Origin of the sequence: Actinopolymorpha singaporensis (assembly GCF_900104745.1) — a bacterium.
GTDB classification, from domain to species: domain Bacteria; phylum Actinomycetota; class Actinomycetes; order Propionibacteriales; family Actinopolymorphaceae; genus Actinopolymorpha; species Actinopolymorpha singaporensis.
In genome coordinates this window covers 5,058,375-5,074,464 of the sequence record NZ_LT629732.1, presented here as the reverse complement: position 1 = coordinate 5,074,464, position 16,090 = coordinate 5,058,375, and the positions used below count along the sequence as shown (strand labels likewise).

Here is a 16,090-nt window from a genome sequence, read left to right as displayed (position 1 = left end):
GTTGGCGCAGGGACGGCAGACGCTCAGAACGGCGGTAGGTCATCCGCGGCCGTTCTTGTGTTCGCGGTGGCGGGTGCCGGTTGGGCTGGTGCCACCGGGTCGGTGAGTGATGGTGTTCGGCTGTGGTATTGCCGTCCGTGGGGGTCGGTGGGGGTGTGTTCGCCGGGTCCGGTCTGGTGGAGTTTCCAGTTGCGGTCGGTTTTGGTTTTGTGGTGGCGTGGGCAGAGCGGTGCGATGTTCTCTACGGACGTCGATCCGCCGTGGTGGTGTTCGGTGTTGTGGTCGAGGTGGCAGGTGGCGGCGGGTCTCCTGCAGGTGGTCCATGCGCAGCGTTGGTCGCGGGCGTGGACGAGTTCTGCCTGCAGCCCGCGGAGGAATCTTGCCGGGATGGGGTGCAGGTGCAGTAGGCGTCCGGTGACCGGGTGGGTGACTCCGACGGAGAGTCTGGCTTCGGGGTTGTCGAGGTGGTTTGCGACGATGCGGCGGGCGACTTCGGTGATGACGGGTCCGAAGCCGCCGAGCTCACCGGGCTGGGCGGACAGCCCCATCAGCGTGGTCAACGGCATGTTCAGCTGCACTTTGGCGCGCGTTCGTATGGGCCCCCAGCTCGGCTGTGAGGAGGACCAGGGCGGCGAAGGCGGTGTAGGTGATGCGGGTTGCGGGGGTGGTGGCGTTTCATCTGGCGGTGAGTCGGCCGGCTCATCGGGTCTGCGGTTCTGCCGCGGGATCTGACCCGCGGTGGGGAGAACGGAGTTGGGACCGGAGGTGTTGGACCCCATGGTGCGAGCGGTTGCATTCTCTGCGGCCGCGGCGCGCGCGGCGGCGTCGTGGGCTTCAGCGTCGTGGGCGGTGGAGCAGTGGCAGGGGGTGTAGTGGGCGGTGGTGTTTGCGGTTCCGGCGGGAGCACAGTCGCCGCAGTCACAGCCGGCACTGTGCAGGTCGTGGTCGGGGTAGCGGTGAATGGGACAGTGCCCCTGTTCGTCCGGCGTCTGCTCGGATTCACCTTCGGTTCGTTCGGCCTGGTGCTGCTCGGTCTGGTCTTGTTCGGCCTCGTGCTGCTCGGCGCGGCCTTGAGCGGTGTCGCCGTGCGTCTGGTCGGCTTGTCTCGGGGTGGAGCAGTCTTTGATGTCGGCGGTGCCGGTGAGTAGGGCGGCGGCGACGTCGGCGCGGAGTTGGCTGAGGCTGCGGGTGTCGCCGGTTGCTTTGGCTGCGCGGGCGATGGCGTCGAGGTGGCCGTACGCTTCGGCGGCCTGGTCTGCGGACAGGCCGCGGATGGCGAGGTCGGCGACGCCGTCGACGGCGGCCCAGATCGCCACGTTCCGCCCGGACCTGGCCGCCCGGTGACGTTTGGCCGCGGCGTCGGGGTCTGCCTTGACGACCTCGGCTTCGACCTTCGCCCGCAACAACCCGCCCCGCAGTTCGAGGACTTTGGGGAACAGTGCGTCCTCGATGGCTGCCCACAGGTCGGGCTTGGCATCGGTGATCCGGTCCACGATCACCCGCACATCGTTGAGCTCCAGCCCACCGGACGCGAGAGCTTCACGGACCCGCGGCAGCCGGGGCAGGGTGGCGGCCAGGGCCACGTACTGGTGCGCCCGGTAGCCGGTCCACCCCAACAACGGCTCCAGGACCTCCGGGGTCATCGGATCCGGCGTCACCCTGCGTCCGGCCGGGCCGTCAACCATGCCGGGCTCGGCGTAGGCCAGCTCGTTCACATCGGACAGGCACTCAGCCTCCAGCCAGCAGATCAGCCGCCGCCGTGCCTTGATCGACTCCTCCAGCTCGAACCCGTTACACATGCTTCGGTCCACCGAGGCGACCAGCACTGCCAACCGCGGACCAGCCGACATCTCCGCCAGCCCTGCGGGCAGCACCCGACGGCCACCGGGCTGCCCGCCCAGGTGGCCGTCGAAGCACTCACCGCCATCGCTCACGCGTTCGATTCTACCGAACAAGATCGGCTCATGCGCGCGGGAAACCCCTTACCCACAAGAGGAATCAACGCCACCTTCGATCTACGCGGACGCCGGATCGGCCGACCGTACCCAGGAGGTCACGGGAGTTCGGACCAGGTGCTGGAGTCCGGGCGTACGACCCAGATCGCCTGTCAAGCCCGCCTTGTCAGCTCGGTCGGCTTGGTCCGCTCGGTCAGCCCGTGAGCTCGCCGTCAGGACCGTCAGGACCGTCAGGACCGGACGCCGGACACCGATGTCGAACGGCCGAACAGCTCCGGGCCGGCCAGCACCGCGTTGCGACCCAGGTCGTGCTCGAGCTCGAGCAGGCGGTTCCACTTGGCGGTGCGTTCGGACCGCATGGTCGAGCCCACCTTGACCTGCCCCGCACGCCAGCCCACGGCGAGGTCGGCCAGCCAGGTGTCCTCGGTGTCGCCCGACCGCGCGCTGACGACGGTTCCCAGACCAGCGCTCTGCGCCTCGCGTACGACACGTTCGGCGCGGGTGAGCGTGCCGGCCTGGTTGGGCTTGACCAGAACGGCGTTCGCGGCCCTGCGGGCGATTCCCTCCCGGACGCGCTCGACGTGCGTTGCGAACAGATCATCACCGAGCAGTTGGCACTGGTCGGGCAGGACGGTCACCGCCTCGGTCCAGCCCGCCCAGTCGTCCTCGTGGAGTACGTCCTCCAACGAGACGATCGGGTACCGCTCGCACCACGCGGCCAGCCGGCCGAGCCATTCCGCCCGGTCGAGTTCGCGGTCCTCACAGCGCAGGTGGTAGCGCCCCTGGGCGGTGCCGAACTGGCTGGCGGCGAGGTCGACAGCGACCGCGACGTCGACTCCGGGCCGCAGGTTCGCCGCGTCGATGCCTTCGCAGACCACGCCGACGGCTGCCTCGTTGTCCGGCAACGGTGCCGACAGCCCGCCCTCGTCGGCCACCAGCGCCGACGACAACCCACGCCGCCGGAGAACGCCCGCGGTCGCGGCGCGTACGCGGGCCACGATCTCCAGCGCGTGCGCGAAGCTCTCCGCTCCGACCGGGACGGCCAGCACGTCCTGAATGTCCACCGCTCCGGCGGCATGTGCACCGCCGGAGAATATGTTGACCATCGGCATCGGCAGGAGAGTCCGGCGGGACGAGACTCCTCCGGGTTCGCCGGCGGCGAGCACCTGCCACAGCGGACGGCCCAGAGCCTGCGCCCCCGCCAGCGCCGAGGCCAGCGAAATCGCCAGTACGGCGTTCGCGCCGGTACGGGCGAGGTCGGGCGTACCGTCGACGTCCTCCAGCCGGGTGTCCACCTGCGCTCGGTCGGTGGCGTCGAGGCCGGCGACCGCGGGCCCGAGTTCGCCGGTGACCGCTGCTACGGCTCCGCGCACGCCCCAGCCGTCGTAGCGCTCACCGCCGTCGCGGCGTTCGACCGCCTCGTGCGCCCCGGTCGACGCGCCGGACGGCACGATCGCGCGGCCGACGGCGCCGCCGCCGAGCTGGACGCGACACGCGACAGTGGGCCGGCCCCTGGAGTCCAGGGCCTCCCAGGCCACGACGCTGGCGATGGCCGAGGCTTGGCGTGCTTCCAAGGGGATGTCCTCTCGCGCGTCGACCTGACAGTTGACGACCCGAGGTCTGGGCTGTCGCGCTCCGCCACATCAAGGAGAGTACGTACCTTAGCCAGCCTCGCCGAAGAGCGCCGCGCGCCCTGGCCAGAGTGGTCGGGTGTCAGACCGAACAACTCGGGCTCCGGCCGTGTGACCGAAACAGCGCGTTCAGCTGCTTGGCTGCGCCGGTACGGTCGCCACGGTGAGTACGGCGGCCGCCAGCCACACGCAGGCCGCGGCCGGCCCGAGCACATGCACGCCTGCCAGGAACGCCCGTACGTGTGCCGGGCTTCCGGTCACCGCGCCGAACACCGCGACACCGAGCGCGCCGGCGGACTGCCGGGCGGTGTTGTTCACACCGCCGGCGAGTCCCGCGCGGTCACGAGATACGGCGTTCATGGCGGCGGTGACCACGGCCGCCGTGAGCAGACCCATGCCCACGCCGAGACCGAGCAGTGCCGGCAGGAATACGGCGTACGAGCTGCGCGCGGTCGGAAGCAGCAGTGCGACGAGACCTGCGGCCCCGACGCACAGGCCGGCGACCATCGGCGGGCGTGGCCCGAACCGCGCGGTGAGACGACCGGTCAGCGGGGACAGTGCCGCGAGCGGAACGAACAGCGGCAGGAGTTCCAGGCCCGCGCGCAGTGGGCTGTGCCCGCGGACCTCCTGCAGGTACAAGGTCGCCACGAAGATCGTGCCGATGCCGGCGAAGTTCATCGCCGCCGCCACGAGGTTCGCGCCGACGAAGGCATGCGAGCGCATCAGAGCCGGTGGGAGCAGCGGGCGTGCCGCCCGGCGCTCGGCGTACCCGAAGGCAGTCAGCGCACACGCAGCTACTCCGAGCGCGGCGCCGGCGACGGGCACACCGGCACCGCGCCCCCACTCGATCACGGCGAACACCGCCGTCGCGAGGGCGACGGTGCAGGCGAGCGCGCCCGTACGGTCGACCTGATGGTCGGCGCGGCCCCGGCCGCCGGCTCGTGGGTGGCCCGAAGGCGGGACCAGTCGCGTGCACGCCACCATGGCCGCGACGACGACCGGGACGTTGACGAGGAACACCGCCCGCCACCCGGCCGCGGTGACCAGCAGGCCGCCGAGTACCGGCCCGGCCGGGAGGGCGAGGGAGGAGACTCCGGCCCAGATGCCGAGAGCACGGGCCCGGGCACGCTGGTCGGGGAAGGTGTCGCTGATGACGGCCATCGTGCAGGGCAGCAGGATCGCCGCGCCGACGCCCTGGACCGCTCGGGCGCCGACGAGGAAGCCGAGCGAGGGGGCGAGTCCGGCGGCCGCGGACGCGGCACCGAACAACGCCAGACCCACCAGCACCATCCTCGAATGACCGCGGAGGTCGCCCAGCGTGCCGGCGGTGAGAAGCAGTGCGGCCAGGGCGACCGTGTAGCTGTCAACCACCCATTGCATCCCGGCCACATCGCTGTGCAGCTGGGCGCCGAGCGTGGGCAAGGCGACGTTGACGACGGTGACGTCGAGAAGTACGAGGAACATCCCGACGCACATGGTGGCGAGCACGAGACCCGGACGTGCGGGGGCCGACCGGCGGAGGCCGCCGCCGGTCGGCGCGGACCTGCCGGCGGACCTGTCGATGTCAGGCGTTCGGTCACGTGTGGACTTCGCCATCCCGACAGGATGGCACGGGAACACTTCGGCACCCGTCGAACCGTGCGCCCTCGGACCCCGTCCCGCCGTGCGGGCCGTCCGAACGACGAGCCGGATCCGGTCAGCCGGTGAGTTCCTGCGTACCGAGCACCGTGAGCACGTCGCAGTCCAGCGTCACCGGACTCACTCGCGGGCGGTCGATGGTCTTGCGGTCGACATGATCACCGAGCAGTACGCCAAGGGCGTTCCCGCAACTGCGTATCAGCGCTCAACGCGGTGGAGCCGGGCTGCACCGAGACCGAACTGAACCACCCTTGTCCTGGTGCGCCGACCGTGAACCGGTGAAGCAACCGACCGGACGTTTGTCTGTGTCCGAGGGGGGACTCGAACCCCCAAGCCCTTGCGGGCACTAGCACCTCAAGCTAGCGCGTCTACCTATTCCGCCACCCGGACGCGGCGCAGGTCGACCTCCCCTGCGCGCGGCGCTCACTGTAGCAAACCGACCGGGTCGGTCGCGCCTCAGCACCCAGGCTGCGAAATCGGGCGAATACCGGCAGGATGAGGGGATGAGCGACGACGCCCAGCAGCCGACGTCCGCCTCCGGTGCCGCCGACCGGCGGTCGGCCCCGGACGCCGACGTCGTTGAGATCTGCCGTGACCTGATTCGGATCGACACCTGCAACTACGGCAACGGCCAGGGCGACGGTCCGGGCGAGCGGGACGCCGCCGAGTACGTCGCGGGGCTGCTGTCGGAGGCCGGGCTGGAGCCCCTGATGTTCGAGCCCGAGCCCCGCCGCACCTCGGTGGTGGCCCGCTGGGAGGGCGCGGACCCGAACGCCGAGCCGCTCCTGGTGCACGGTCACCTCGACGTCGTGCCCGCGATTGCCGCGGACTGGAGCGTCGACCCGTTCGCCGGGGAGATCAAGGACGGCTGCCTGTGGGGGCGCGGGGCGGTGGACATGAAGGACTTCGACGCGATGGTCCTGTCCGTGCTGAAGGCCCGCGCACGTGATGGCCGCCCGCCCCGGCGCCCGGTCGTCCTGGCGTTCACCGCCGATGAGGAAGCCGGCAGCCGCAAGGGCGCTCACTGGCTGGTCGAGAAGCACCCCGAGATTCTGGACGGGTGCACCGAGGCCATCGGCGAGGTGGGCGGGTTCTCCCTGACCGTACGCGACGATCTGCGCCTGTACCCCGTCCAGACCGCGGAGAAGGGCATGGCCTGGATGCGGATGCGGGCCAAGGGCACCGCCGGGCACGGGTCTATGCGCAACGATGACAACTCCGTCACCGAACTCGCCGCCGCTGTCGCCCGGATCGGCGCGCACAAGTGGCCGGTCCGGCTCACCCCGAGCGTCCGCGCCTTCCTGGCCGAGGTGTCCGACGCTCTCGGGGTCGACCTGAATGCCGACGACCCCAGCGACGTCGAGGCGACGCTGGCCCGCCTGGGCTCGGTGTCACGGGCGATCGGCGCCACCCTGAGCAACACGGCCAACCCGACGATGCTGGACGCCGGCTACAAGGCGAACGTCATCCCGGGCGAGGCCACCGCGATCATCGACGGTCGGTTCGTGCCAGGCGGCGAGGAGGAGTTCCTGGCCACCATCGACGGACTGATCGGCGACAAGGTGGCCCGGGAGATTCTGAACTACGACGTCGCGACGGAGACGGAGTTCGCCGGGGCGCTGGTCGAGGCGATGAAGTCCTCACTGGTGGCCGAGGACCCGCAGGGGCGCGCCGTTCCGTACCTCATGTTCGGCGGCACCGACGGCAAGGCGTGGAGCCGGCTCGGGATCCAGTGCTTCGGGTTCGCGCCGTTGCGGCTGCCGCCGGACCTGGACTTCGTGGGGATGTTCCACGGAATCGACGAGCGCGTGCCGACCGACGCGCTGGAGTTCGGCGCCCGGGTGATGGACCGCTTCCTCGACCAGGCCTGATCATGTGGGCACGACCGGGTGGGCCGGCCGAGCGGCCGGCCCACCCGGTCAGGCCGTGAGTGCGCCGGGCAGCGGCCCGGTCTTGGTGACTCGGATGATCTTGCGCCGAAGGGTGACGGTGCGCCGGCCGTCGGGATAGACCCGGACCCTGGCGAGCTCCCAGCCGCCGTACTCGGCTCGCTCGACAAGGAACTGCCGCACCACTCTGCGGGACAGAGTGCGCGGCAGCTGCAGCTGATGCGTTTCGTACTCCGCCATCGGACCATCGTTGCACGCCGCGGTAGGGGTGTGACACGCGACGGGCCGAACATCCCGGTTTCGGCGGCTGTGGCCTGTTCCGCGGACCTAGCGGCGTTCGGGATAGCCGAGCGGCGGAGCGGACACGTCGTCCAGAGCGGCGCTGATCTCCGGCGGCAGCTCGATGTCGTCGACCGTCAGCGAGCCGCGCAACTGCGCGGCCGTGCGCGCGCCGACCACCGGCGCGGTGACGCCCGGCCGGTCGCGTACCCAGGCCAGGGCGACCTCCAGCGGCGACAGGCCGAGTCCCTCGGCGGCCCGGCAGACGGCGTCCACGATCCGGTAGCTGCGCTTGTCGAGGTAGACGCCGACGAACCGCTCGAAGTGCGGTGACGCGGCCCGGGAGTCCGCGGGGGTGCCGGCGCGGTACTTGCCGGTGAGCACGCCGCGGCCCAGCGGGGACCAGGGGAGTACGCCGAGCCCGAGCGCCTCCGCGGCCGGGAGCACCTCGCGTTCGATCCCGCGCTGCAGCAGGGAGTACTCCACCTGGGTGGAGGCCAGGGTGGCCCGGCCGGGCCAGGCCTGCTGGTACGTCGCCGCGTGCGCGGTCTGCCAGCCGGTGTAGTTGGAGATGCCGACGTACCTCGCCCGGCCGCTGCTGACGGCGAAGTCCAGCGCGGACAGGGTTTCCTCCAGCGGTACGGCGGGACTCCAGGTGTGCAGCTGCCACAGGTCGACGGTGTCCACGCCGAGCCGGCGCAGCGATCCGTCGAGCTCGGCCAGCAGCGTCCGGCGGGAGACGTCGACCACCCGGTGGCCGCCGCGCCGGGACACCCCGCCCTTGGTGGCCAGCACGAGGTTCTCGCGGGGGACCACCTCGCCCAGGAGGCGGCCGAGGACGCGTTCGCTGTCGCCGTCGGCGTACCCAGCGGCGGTGTCGACCAGGGTGCCGCCCGCGTCGACGAAAGCGGTGAGCTGTTCGCGCGCCTCGTGCTCGTCGGTGTCCCGGCCCCACGTCATGGTGCCCAGCGCCAGCCGGGAGACCCGCAGGCCGGTCCGGCCGAGGTGGCGCTGCTGCATCGACGTTTCCCCCATCCTGTGCCGCCCCGCCCGCGAGGGGCCGAACTGTCACAGACCCTAGGGCATGCCGGGCCGACACGAACGTGCCTGCCGTCCCGTACCCCGCAATCGGCCAGTAAGCTCGCCGCGGCCGTCGGTCCGCGACGGCGGGACGGTTACGAACGGTATGGAAGTGCGGACCCGCGGGCGGCGGACCGGCAGCGAACGTACGAAGGGTGACAGCGCGTGCGACTGGGACTCACCCTCAGCGCCTGGGACACCGGCGACCTCGCCGACGCGGTCCGGCTGGCGGTCGAGGCGGATCGGCTCGGCTACTCCGTGTGCTGGGCACCCGAGGCGTACGGCACGGACGCCGCCACCCTCCTCGCCACCGTGGCGGCCCGCACCGAGCGGATCGACATCGGCTCCGGCGTCTTCCAGATCCCGGCCCGGGCGCCGGCGATGACCGCGATGACCGCCGCCACGCTCGACGCGCTGTCCGGCGGGCGGTTCCGGCTGGGACTGGGAGTGTCCGGTCCGCAGGTGTCGGAGGGGTGGTACGGCGTGCGCTTCGACCACCCGCTGGCCCGCACCCGCGACTACGTCCAGGTGGTCCGGCAGGTGCTGCGCCGGCAGCGGCTGGAGTACGCCGGCAAGCACCTCACGCTCCCGCTGCCCGACGGTCCGGGCAAGCCGCTGCGGCTGTCCGTACGCCCGCTGCGCCCCGACCTGCCCGTCTACCTCGCCGCTGTCGGCCCGCGCAACCTCGAGCTCGCCGGTGAGATCGCCGACGGCTGGCTGGGAGTCTTCGTTGCACCGGAGTTCGTGCCGGGCTCACTCGCCCACCTGCGCGCCGGTCGCGCTCGTGCCGACCGCTCCGGAGGCTCCGGCGGTTCCGACCACACCGACAGCTCCGGCAGCACCGGCAGCACCGGCAGCACCGGCAGCCTGGCCGGTTTCGACGTGGTTGCCTGCGCCCCCGTCGTGACCGGCAGCGACGTGGAGGCCTGCGCGCTGCCCGTCCGCGGATACGCCGCGCTGTACCTCGGCGGGATGGGCAGTCGTACGCAGAACTTCTACAACGCGCTGGCCGCCCGGATGGGGTACGCCGAGCAGGCCGAGCGGGTACAGGACCTGTACCTCGCCCGGCAGCACCGGGACGCCGCCGCGGCCGTGCCCTTCGAGTTCGTCGACAGCACCTCGCTGCTGGGCCCGGCCGACCGGATCGCCGGGCGGCTGCGTGCCTACGCCGACGCCGGCGTCACCACTGTGGCCGTCTCGCCGTTCGGCGTCACGGTCGAGGACCGGATCGCGACATTGCACACGACGGCGGAGGCGTTCGCCGCCGCCGGAGTAGGGGAGTAGATAGGCGTGGAACACACAGTCGGCTGGTTCGGGGCCCTGGTTTTCGGGATCCTGCAGGGGCTCACCGAGTTCCTCCCCATCTCCTCCAGCGCCCACCTGCGGATCGCGGGCGGCCTGGTGCCCGGGTGGGGCGACCCCGGTGCGGCGTTCACCGCGGTCATCCAGCTCGGCACCGAGTCCGCCGTGGTGGTCTACTTCCGCCGGGAGATCTGGGCGATCATCCGCACCTGGACGCTGTCGTTGTTCCGGCCCCAGCTGCGCCGCGAGCCCGACGCCCGGATGGGCTGGTACATCATCGTCGGCACGCTGCCGATCGCCATCCTCGGCTTCCTCTTCCAGAACACCATCGAGACCGCCCTGCGGTCACTGGTGTTCGCGGGCGTGACGCTGATCGTCTTCGGCGTCGTGCTCGGGCTCGCCGACGCCATCGCCGCCAACCGCAAGCCGCTGACCCGGCTGCGGATGCCGGAGGCGCTGGCGTTCGGGTGCGCGCAGGCGCTGGCACTGATCCCCGGTGTGTCGCGGTCCGGCGGGACGATCACGGCCGGTCTGCTGATGGGCTACACCAGGGAGGCGGCCGCGAAGTACTCCTTCCTGCTGGCGATCCCGGCGGTCTTCGCGTCCGGCCTGCTGGAGATCCTCGACATCGGCGGCGACAAGGCACCAGCCTGGGGGCCGACGATCCTGGCCACGATCGTGAGCTTCGTGGTCGGGTACATCGTGATCGTGTACTTCATGCGCTACATCTCCCAGCACAACTTCATGCCGTTCGTGATCTACCGCGCGGTGCTGGGTTCCCTGGTGCTGCTGTTGCTGGCGTTCGGGGTCCTGCACCCGTACGTCTGAGCTACAGCCAGCCGGCCCGCCGCAACCGGAGATACAACAGCACGCAGATCACCGCCATCAGCCCCAGCACGGCGTAGTAGCCCCACCACCAGTGGAGTTCGGGCATGTGCTCGAAGTTCATGCCGTAGATGCCGGCCAGCAGCGTCGGCACGGCCGCGATGGCGACCCAGGCGGAGATCCGCCGCGCGTCGTCGTTCTGCTGGACGCCGACCCGCGCGAGGTGGGCGCTCAGCACCGAGCTGAGCAGGTCGTCGAGCGACTCCACCTGGTCCGACAGGCGCAGCACGTGGTCGGCGACGTCCCGGAAGAACGCCGTCTCCTCCTCGCCGACGCCGGCGGCCCGGCCGTGTACGAGCGGGTCGAGTTCGGCGCCGAGCGGACGCACCGCGCGGCGGAAGCCGATCGCGTGCGCCTTCAGCCGGTAGACCGACTCCGCGGCCTCGCCGACGCGCTCGTTGGAGAACACCGACTGCTCCACGTCGTCCACCGCGTCCTCGAGGAGTTCGGCCACCTCGCCGTAGCGGTCGACCACGTGGTCGCAGATCGCGTAGAGCACCGCGGCCGGCCCGTGGCCGAGCAGCCCGGCCCGCTGCTCCAGGTCGTGCCGGGCATGCTGGAGGTCGATGTTCGGCCCATGACGTACGGTCAGCACGAACCGCGGGCCGACGAAGATGTTCAGCTCGCCCAGCCGCAACGGCCCCCGCCCGTCGGGCCAGGTGAGCGTCTTCAGCACCACGAAGGTGACCTCGCCGTATGCCTCCAGCTTCGGCCGCTGGTGCGCTTTGAAGGCGTCCTCCACGGCGAGCGGGTGCAGCCCGAACGCCTTGGCGGCCGTGTTCAGCTCGTCCTCGTCGGGCTCGTGCAGCCCCAGCCAGCAGAACGTGCCGTCCCCCGACCGAAGGGCGGCGACGGCGCCGTCGATGTCGGCCGGGCTGTCCACCCGATGGCCGTCCCGGTAGATCCCGCAGTCCACGATCATCGCCGCCTATTGTGACGCGTGCGCCTGGTAGTCGCAGGTTCGCCTACGGTTCGTAGCCGCCCGGCACCACCGGTGTTGGCGGCGGCTCGTAGGCTCGACGCCATGGCGACCCTCTTCCTGGTCCGGCACGGACGCACCAAGGCCAACGCCGACGGCATCCTGGCGGGCTGGACGCCCGGACTGGGCCTGGACGAGGTGGGCAGGGGGCAGGCCGAGAAGCTCGGCACCCGGATGGCCGGCATCCCCGTCACCGGCGTCGTCACCAGCCCACTCGACCGCTGCCAGGAGACGGCGGGAGCGGTGAGCGCTGCCGACGGCCGGCCGGTGCCGGTCGTCGACGCCCGGCTGGGCGAGGTGCGGTACGGCGAGTGGGAGGGCCAGGAACTGAAGAAGCTGGCCAAGGACCCGCTGTGGAAGGTCGTCCAGCAGCATCCGAGCGGCGTGCGGTTCCCCGGTGACGGTGGGGAGTCGCTGCGGGCGATGGCCGACCGGGCGGTGGGTGCGATCCGGGAGTGGGACGCCCGGATCGAGGCCGAGCACGGCCCGGACGCGATCTGGGTGGCGGTCAGCCACGGCGACGTCATCAAGGCGATCCTCGCCGACGCGCTGAGCCTGCACCTGGACCAGTTCCAGCGGATCGTCGTCGACCCGTGCTCGGTGTCGGTGATCCGGTACACACCGCTGCGCTCGTTCGTGGTGCGGTCCAACGACTCCGGTGGGGACCTGGCCGCGCTCGTGCCACCCGCCCGCAAGCGCCGGCGTTCCAGGCGCGGCACCGCTGACAGCGACGCCGCGGTCGGCGGCGGCGCGGGCTCCGGGCCCTCCACCGGGGCGCGGTCCGCGTCCTCCGCCGCGTCCTCCGCCGGACCCGGCCGTGCCGGGACGCCCCGGCCGTCCACCGCGTCGTCCGCCTGACCGCGTAGGGTCTGAGGAATGGCCCGTGTCGTTCACCATCACGAAGCTCCGGAACGCTTCGTCGCTGGCACGGTCGGACAACCCGGCCAGCGCAGCTTCTTCCTGCAGGCCCGCTCCGCGGACCTGCTCACCACCGTCTCCTTGGAGAAGGAACAGGTCTCCGTCCTCGCCGAGCGTGTCGACGCGATGCTCGACGAGGTGTTGCGCCTGTCCGGCGGAGACGCCGTGATTCCGGCGGTGGCGCCCGCGGAGCTCTCCGACGACGAACCCCTCGACCAGCCGATCGTGGAGGAGTTCCGGGTCGGCACCCTGCGCCTCGCGTGGGACACCGAGCAGGAACGCGTGGTGATCGAGGCGTACGAAGTCACCGACGAGGAGGCCGACCCGCCGCCACCGGTGGACGAGGAGCCCGACGCCGAGGGACCGGAGACGCTGGTTGTCCGGATCACCGGTGCGCAGGCCCGTGCGTTCGTCGCGCGCGCCATGGCCGTGGTGTCCCAGGGACGCCCGCCCTGCCCGTTCTGCGGCAACCCGCTCGACCCGGACGGGCACCTGTGCCCGCGGCTCAACGGCTACCGGCGTTCGGCCTGACCGGTGGAGCGGACGCGGGGAACGGGCGACGTGAACACTCCGGGCGACCTGACCCCGGGCGACCTGACCCCGGGCGGCGCCGCGCCGGACGCCCCTGAGGACTCCGTCGACGTGCTCGAACTGCTGCGCGAGGGGCGGCTGAACGTCGAGGGCCGGCTCGTGCAGGCGTCGAACGCGACGTTCTACTGCTCGATCGAGCACGAGGGGGTCACCGCGGCCGGCGTCTACAAGCCGGTACGCGGTGAGCGCCCGCTGTGGGACTTCCCGCACGGCAGTCTGGCCAGGCGGGAGGCGGCGACCTACCTGCTCTCGGTGGCGTCGGGCTGGGACCTCGTGCCGCCGACCGTGCTGCGCGACGGGCCGTTCGGCGAGGGCATGGTCCAGCTGTGGATCGACCACGACCCCGAGGACGGACTGATCGACGTCGTCCCTCGCCGGCAGGTGCCGCCGGGATGGCTGACCGTGCTGGACGCGGTCGACGGTGACGGCGACGAGGTCAGCCTGGTGCACGCCGACGACGAGCGGCTTCGCCGGCTCGCGGTCTTCGACACGGTGGTCAACAACGCCGACCGTAAGGGCGGCCACGTCCTTGTCGGGGACGACGGCCGGGTGCGCGGTGTCGACCACGGCCTGTGCTTTCACGAGGACGACAAGCTGCGCACCGTGCTGTGGGGGTGGGCCGGAGATCCACTGCCCGACGACTACCTGTCGGTGCTCGAACGCCTCGACAGCGACCTCGACTCCCGCGTCGGCGAGGCACTCGCCATGCTGCTGGAGCCGGCCGAGATCGTGGCCCTGCGCCTGCGGTTGACGGCGCTGCTGGCCAGCCGGACGTTCCGCGAGCCCGGTGAGGGCTGGCCGTCGGTGCCCTGGCCGGTGTTCTGACGGCGTTCGACCGCTAGGCTCGACCACCATGAAGGCTTGGTCGGCTCCCGAGGTTCCCCAGCTTCCCGGACCCGGGCAGGTGCCCATGGTCCACGACCAGGCCAGCGGCGCCCGCCGGCTCAGTGCGCGCGGACCCGACGCCCGCCTGTACGTCTGCGGCATCACGCCCTACGACGCCACCCACCTCGGCCACTCGGCCACCTACGTCGCGTTCGACCTGCTCGGCCGGGCCTGGCGCGACGCCGGGCTCGCGGTCCACTACGTCCAGAACGTCACCGATGTCGACGACCCCCTGCTGGAGCGTGCGGAGCAGACGGGGGAGCCGTGGCAGGCGCTGGCGCAGCGGCAGACCGAGCTCTTCTGCGAGGACATGGCCGCGCTGCGGGTGCTCCCGCCGGAGGAGTTCGTCGGTGCGGTGGAGGCCATCCCGTACATCGTCGAGGCGATCGAGGTGCTGCGCGGACGCGGCGGCGCGTACGACGTGGACGGCGACATCTACTTCCCGGTGGCGGCCGACCCGGCGTTCGGCCAGGTGTCCCGGTTGTCGCCCGGGCAGATGCGCGAGCTGTTCGCCGAGCGCGGCGGCGACCCGGACCGGCCCGGCAAGCGCGACCCGCTGGACTCCCTGATGTGGCGGCACGAACGCCCGGGCGAGCCGGCCTGGGACACCGCGGTCGGCCGCGGCCGGCCGGGCTGGCACGTCGAGTGCGCCGCGATCGCGCTGAAGTACCTCGGCATGGGCTTCGACGTGCAGGGTGGCGGCTCTGACCTGATCTTCCCCCACCACGAGATGTGCGCCTCGGCCGCGCAGGTGCTGACCGGTGAGGCGCCGTTCGCGCACTCCTACGTCTACCAGGGGATGGTCGCCCTGGACGGCGAGAAGATGTCGAAGTCCAAGGGCAACCTCGTCTTCTCCTCCCAGCTGCGGGGCGAGGGTGCCGACCCGAGCGCGATCCGGCTGGCCGTGCTCGCCCACCACTACCGCGACGACTGGGAGTGGACGCCCGCCGGCCTGGCCGCGGCGACCAACCGGCTGAACCGCTGGCGTACCGCCGCGCTCCGGTCGGGCGCCGCCGACGCGGGGAAGGTGCTGCAGGGCGTACGCGAGGCGCTGGCCGCCGACCTGGACGCCCCGGCCGCGCTGGGCGTGGTCGACGCCTGGGCCGACGAGACCCTGGCCGGCGGCGGCACGGACGAGGCCGCGCCGGAGTTGGTCCGCGACGTGTGCGACGCGCTGCTCGGCGTCGTGCTCTGACGCGGGCCGTCAGCGGGAGAGAAAGTCCGCGAGGACGCCGGTGAGCCGGCCGGGTGCGTCCTCCTGCACCAGGTGGCCGGCGCCCGCGAACAACTCCAAGCGGGCACCGGGGATCGCGGCGGCCAACCTGCTCGCGTGCTCGGGCGGCAGCCACTGGTCCTGCGCGCCCCACCCGACGAGCACGGGCAGGTCGAGGTCGCAGTAGCGGTCCTCGATCTCCGCGGTGAACTGCTGGTCACCCTGCTCGATCTGCCGGTAGAACGCCGACCGGCCGCGGTCGCCGAGCCAGGGTTCCACCAGGGCGTCCAGCACGTCCGGGTCGAGCGGGCGCGCGGTGGCGGTGGACACGTAGCTGCGGACCAGCGCCTCGTGCTGGCGGTGCGGCAACCGCGCGAAGACCTCGCCGTGGCCGCCCATCAGGCGGAAGAAGTCGCTGCCCCACGGACGCAACGCGACCGCGTCCAACAGCGCCAGCCGGTCGTACGGCACGCCGTCGAGCAGCGTCGTGCGCAACGCGACCGCGCCTCCGATGTCGTGCGCCACCACCGCCGGCCGTACGCCTCCCGCGGACAGGCCCCAGAGCCGGAGCAGGCCGGTGAACACCTCCTGCTGCGCGGCCAGGGACACCTCCTGCCCCGCTCGCATCTCCGACCGCCCGTAGCCGGGCATGTCCCAGAGGTACACCGTGTGGCGGGCGGCGAGCCCCGCGGCGACGTCGCGCCAGACGTAGGAGGAGAACGGCGTTCCGTGCAGCAGAACCACCGGCGGCCCTGCGCCCAGGCGGGTCCACAGCACGGCGCCGTGCGGGCTGCGGTACTCCTCGGTCAGCTCCGGGGCGGTGGTCATGTCGGCTCCTTCGCGTT

The 16,090-nt window shown here is 71.8% G+C and carries 14 protein-coding genes and 1 tRNA gene; 7 read left to right on the top strand and 8 right to left on the bottom strand.

Annotation, left to right across the window (positions count from 1 at the left end):
• Positions 1–23: 23 nt before the first annotated feature.
• The 4 genes from BLU27_RS22795 to BLU27_RS22780 all read right to left on the bottom strand — a co-directional run bounded on the left by BLU27_RS22795 (position 24) and on the right by BLU27_RS22780 (position 5,614).
• Positions 24–1,934, bottom strand: coding sequence for an HNH endonuclease signature motif containing protein (locus BLU27_RS22795; RefSeq protein ID WP_241827584.1), 1,911 nt, complete (start codon positions 1,932–1,934; stop codon positions 24–26).
• Positions 1,935–2,185: 251 nt separating this feature from the next.
• Positions 2,186–3,529: a phosphopyruvate hydratase gene (gene eno, locus BLU27_RS22790; RefSeq protein WP_092655705.1), complete on the bottom strand. Its 1,344-nt coding sequence runs from the start codon at positions 3,527–3,529 to the stop codon at positions 2,186–2,188.
• A gap of 186 nt (positions 3,530–3,715) precedes the next feature.
• Positions 3,716–5,182 (bottom strand): MFS transporter, encoded by a 1,467-nt coding sequence (locus tag BLU27_RS22785; RefSeq protein ID WP_197681531.1) that lies wholly within the window; start codon positions 5,180–5,182, stop codon positions 3,716–3,718.
• 348 nt (positions 5,183–5,530) lie between these two features.
• Positions 5,531–5,614 (bottom strand) — tRNA-Leu (locus tag BLU27_RS22780).
• A 113-nt stretch (positions 5,615–5,727) separates the two neighbouring features.
• On the opposite strand from BLU27_RS22780, the gene BLU27_RS22775 reads away from it, so the two are divergent.
• The gene (locus BLU27_RS22775; RefSeq protein WP_092655704.1) at positions 5,728–7,095 is read left to right on the top strand and encodes a M20/M25/M40 family metallo-hydrolase; all 1,368 of its coding nucleotides are present in this window, start codon (positions 5,728–5,730) and stop codon (positions 7,093–7,095) included.
• 48 nt (positions 7,096–7,143) lie between these two features.
• Here the strand turns inward: BLU27_RS22775 and BLU27_RS22770 are convergent, their stop codons facing one another.
• Both BLU27_RS22770 and BLU27_RS22765 read right to left on the bottom strand, forming a co-directional pair.
• Positions 7,144–7,353: a DUF5703 family protein gene (locus BLU27_RS22770; RefSeq protein WP_092655703.1), complete on the bottom strand. Its 210-nt coding sequence runs from the start codon at positions 7,351–7,353 to the stop codon at positions 7,144–7,146.
• Positions 7,354–7,440: 87 nt separating this feature from the next.
• Entirely contained in the window at positions 7,441–8,412 is a 972-nt protein-coding gene (locus BLU27_RS22765) for an aldo/keto reductase (protein ID WP_092655702.1), read from the bottom strand.
• A 225-nt stretch (positions 8,413–8,637) separates the two neighbouring features.
• Here BLU27_RS22765 and BLU27_RS22760 point away from each other — a divergent pair, with 225 nt between their 5' ends.
• Together BLU27_RS22760 and BLU27_RS22755 are read left to right on the top strand one after the other, a co-directional pair.
• Positions 8,638–9,756: an LLM class flavin-dependent oxidoreductase gene (locus BLU27_RS22760; protein ID WP_092655701.1), complete on the top strand. Its 1,119-nt coding sequence runs from the start codon at positions 8,638–8,640 to the stop codon at positions 9,754–9,756.
• Positions 9,757–9,762: 6 nt separating this feature from the next.
• Positions 9,763–10,602 carry an undecaprenyl-diphosphate phosphatase gene (locus tag BLU27_RS22755; RefSeq protein ID WP_092655700.1) on the top strand — a complete coding sequence of 280 codons (840 nt, stop codon included), beginning with the start codon at positions 9,763–9,765 and terminating at the stop codon, positions 10,600–10,602.
• 1 nt (position 10,603) lies between these two features.
• Here the strand turns inward: BLU27_RS22755 and BLU27_RS22750 are convergent, their stop codons facing one another.
• The gene (locus BLU27_RS22750; protein ID WP_092655699.1) at positions 10,604–11,581 is read right to left on the bottom strand and encodes a magnesium and cobalt transport protein CorA; all 978 of its coding nucleotides are present in this window, start codon (positions 11,579–11,581) and stop codon (positions 10,604–10,606) included.
• A gap of 102 nt (positions 11,582–11,683) precedes the next feature.
• On the opposite strand from BLU27_RS22750, the gene BLU27_RS22745 reads away from it, so the two are divergent.
• From BLU27_RS22745 to mshC, 4 genes are read left to right on the top strand one after another with little or no spacing between them, the layout of a single operon-like run.
• Complete coding sequence (locus BLU27_RS22745) at positions 11,684–12,496, top strand: histidine phosphatase family protein (protein ID WP_092655698.1); 813 nt, start codon at positions 11,684–11,686, stop codon at positions 12,494–12,496.
• An 18-nt stretch (positions 12,497–12,514) separates the two neighbouring features.
• The gene (locus BLU27_RS22740; RefSeq protein ID WP_092655697.1) at positions 12,515–13,087 is read left to right on the top strand and encodes a DUF3090 family protein; all 573 of its coding nucleotides are present in this window, start codon (positions 12,515–12,517) and stop codon (positions 13,085–13,087) included.
• Positions 13,088–13,117: 30 nt separating this feature from the next.
• A complete protein-coding gene (locus BLU27_RS22735) occupies positions 13,118–13,972 on the top strand; it encodes an SCO1664 family protein (protein ID WP_241827583.1) in 855 nt (284 codons plus the stop codon).
• A gap of 28 nt (positions 13,973–14,000) precedes the next feature.
• Positions 14,001–15,227 (top strand): cysteine--1-D-myo-inosityl 2-amino-2-deoxy-alpha-D-glucopyranoside ligase, encoded by a 1,227-nt coding sequence (gene mshC / locus BLU27_RS22730; protein WP_092655696.1) that lies wholly within the window; start codon positions 14,001–14,003, stop codon positions 15,225–15,227.
• Between the two features lie 9 nt (positions 15,228–15,236).
• Here the strand turns inward: mshC and BLU27_RS22725 are convergent, their stop codons facing one another.
• Positions 15,237–16,073, bottom strand: coding sequence for an alpha/beta fold hydrolase (locus BLU27_RS22725; protein ID WP_092655695.1), 837 nt, complete (start codon positions 16,071–16,073; stop codon positions 15,237–15,239).
• Positions 16,074–16,090 lie beyond the last annotated feature (17 nt).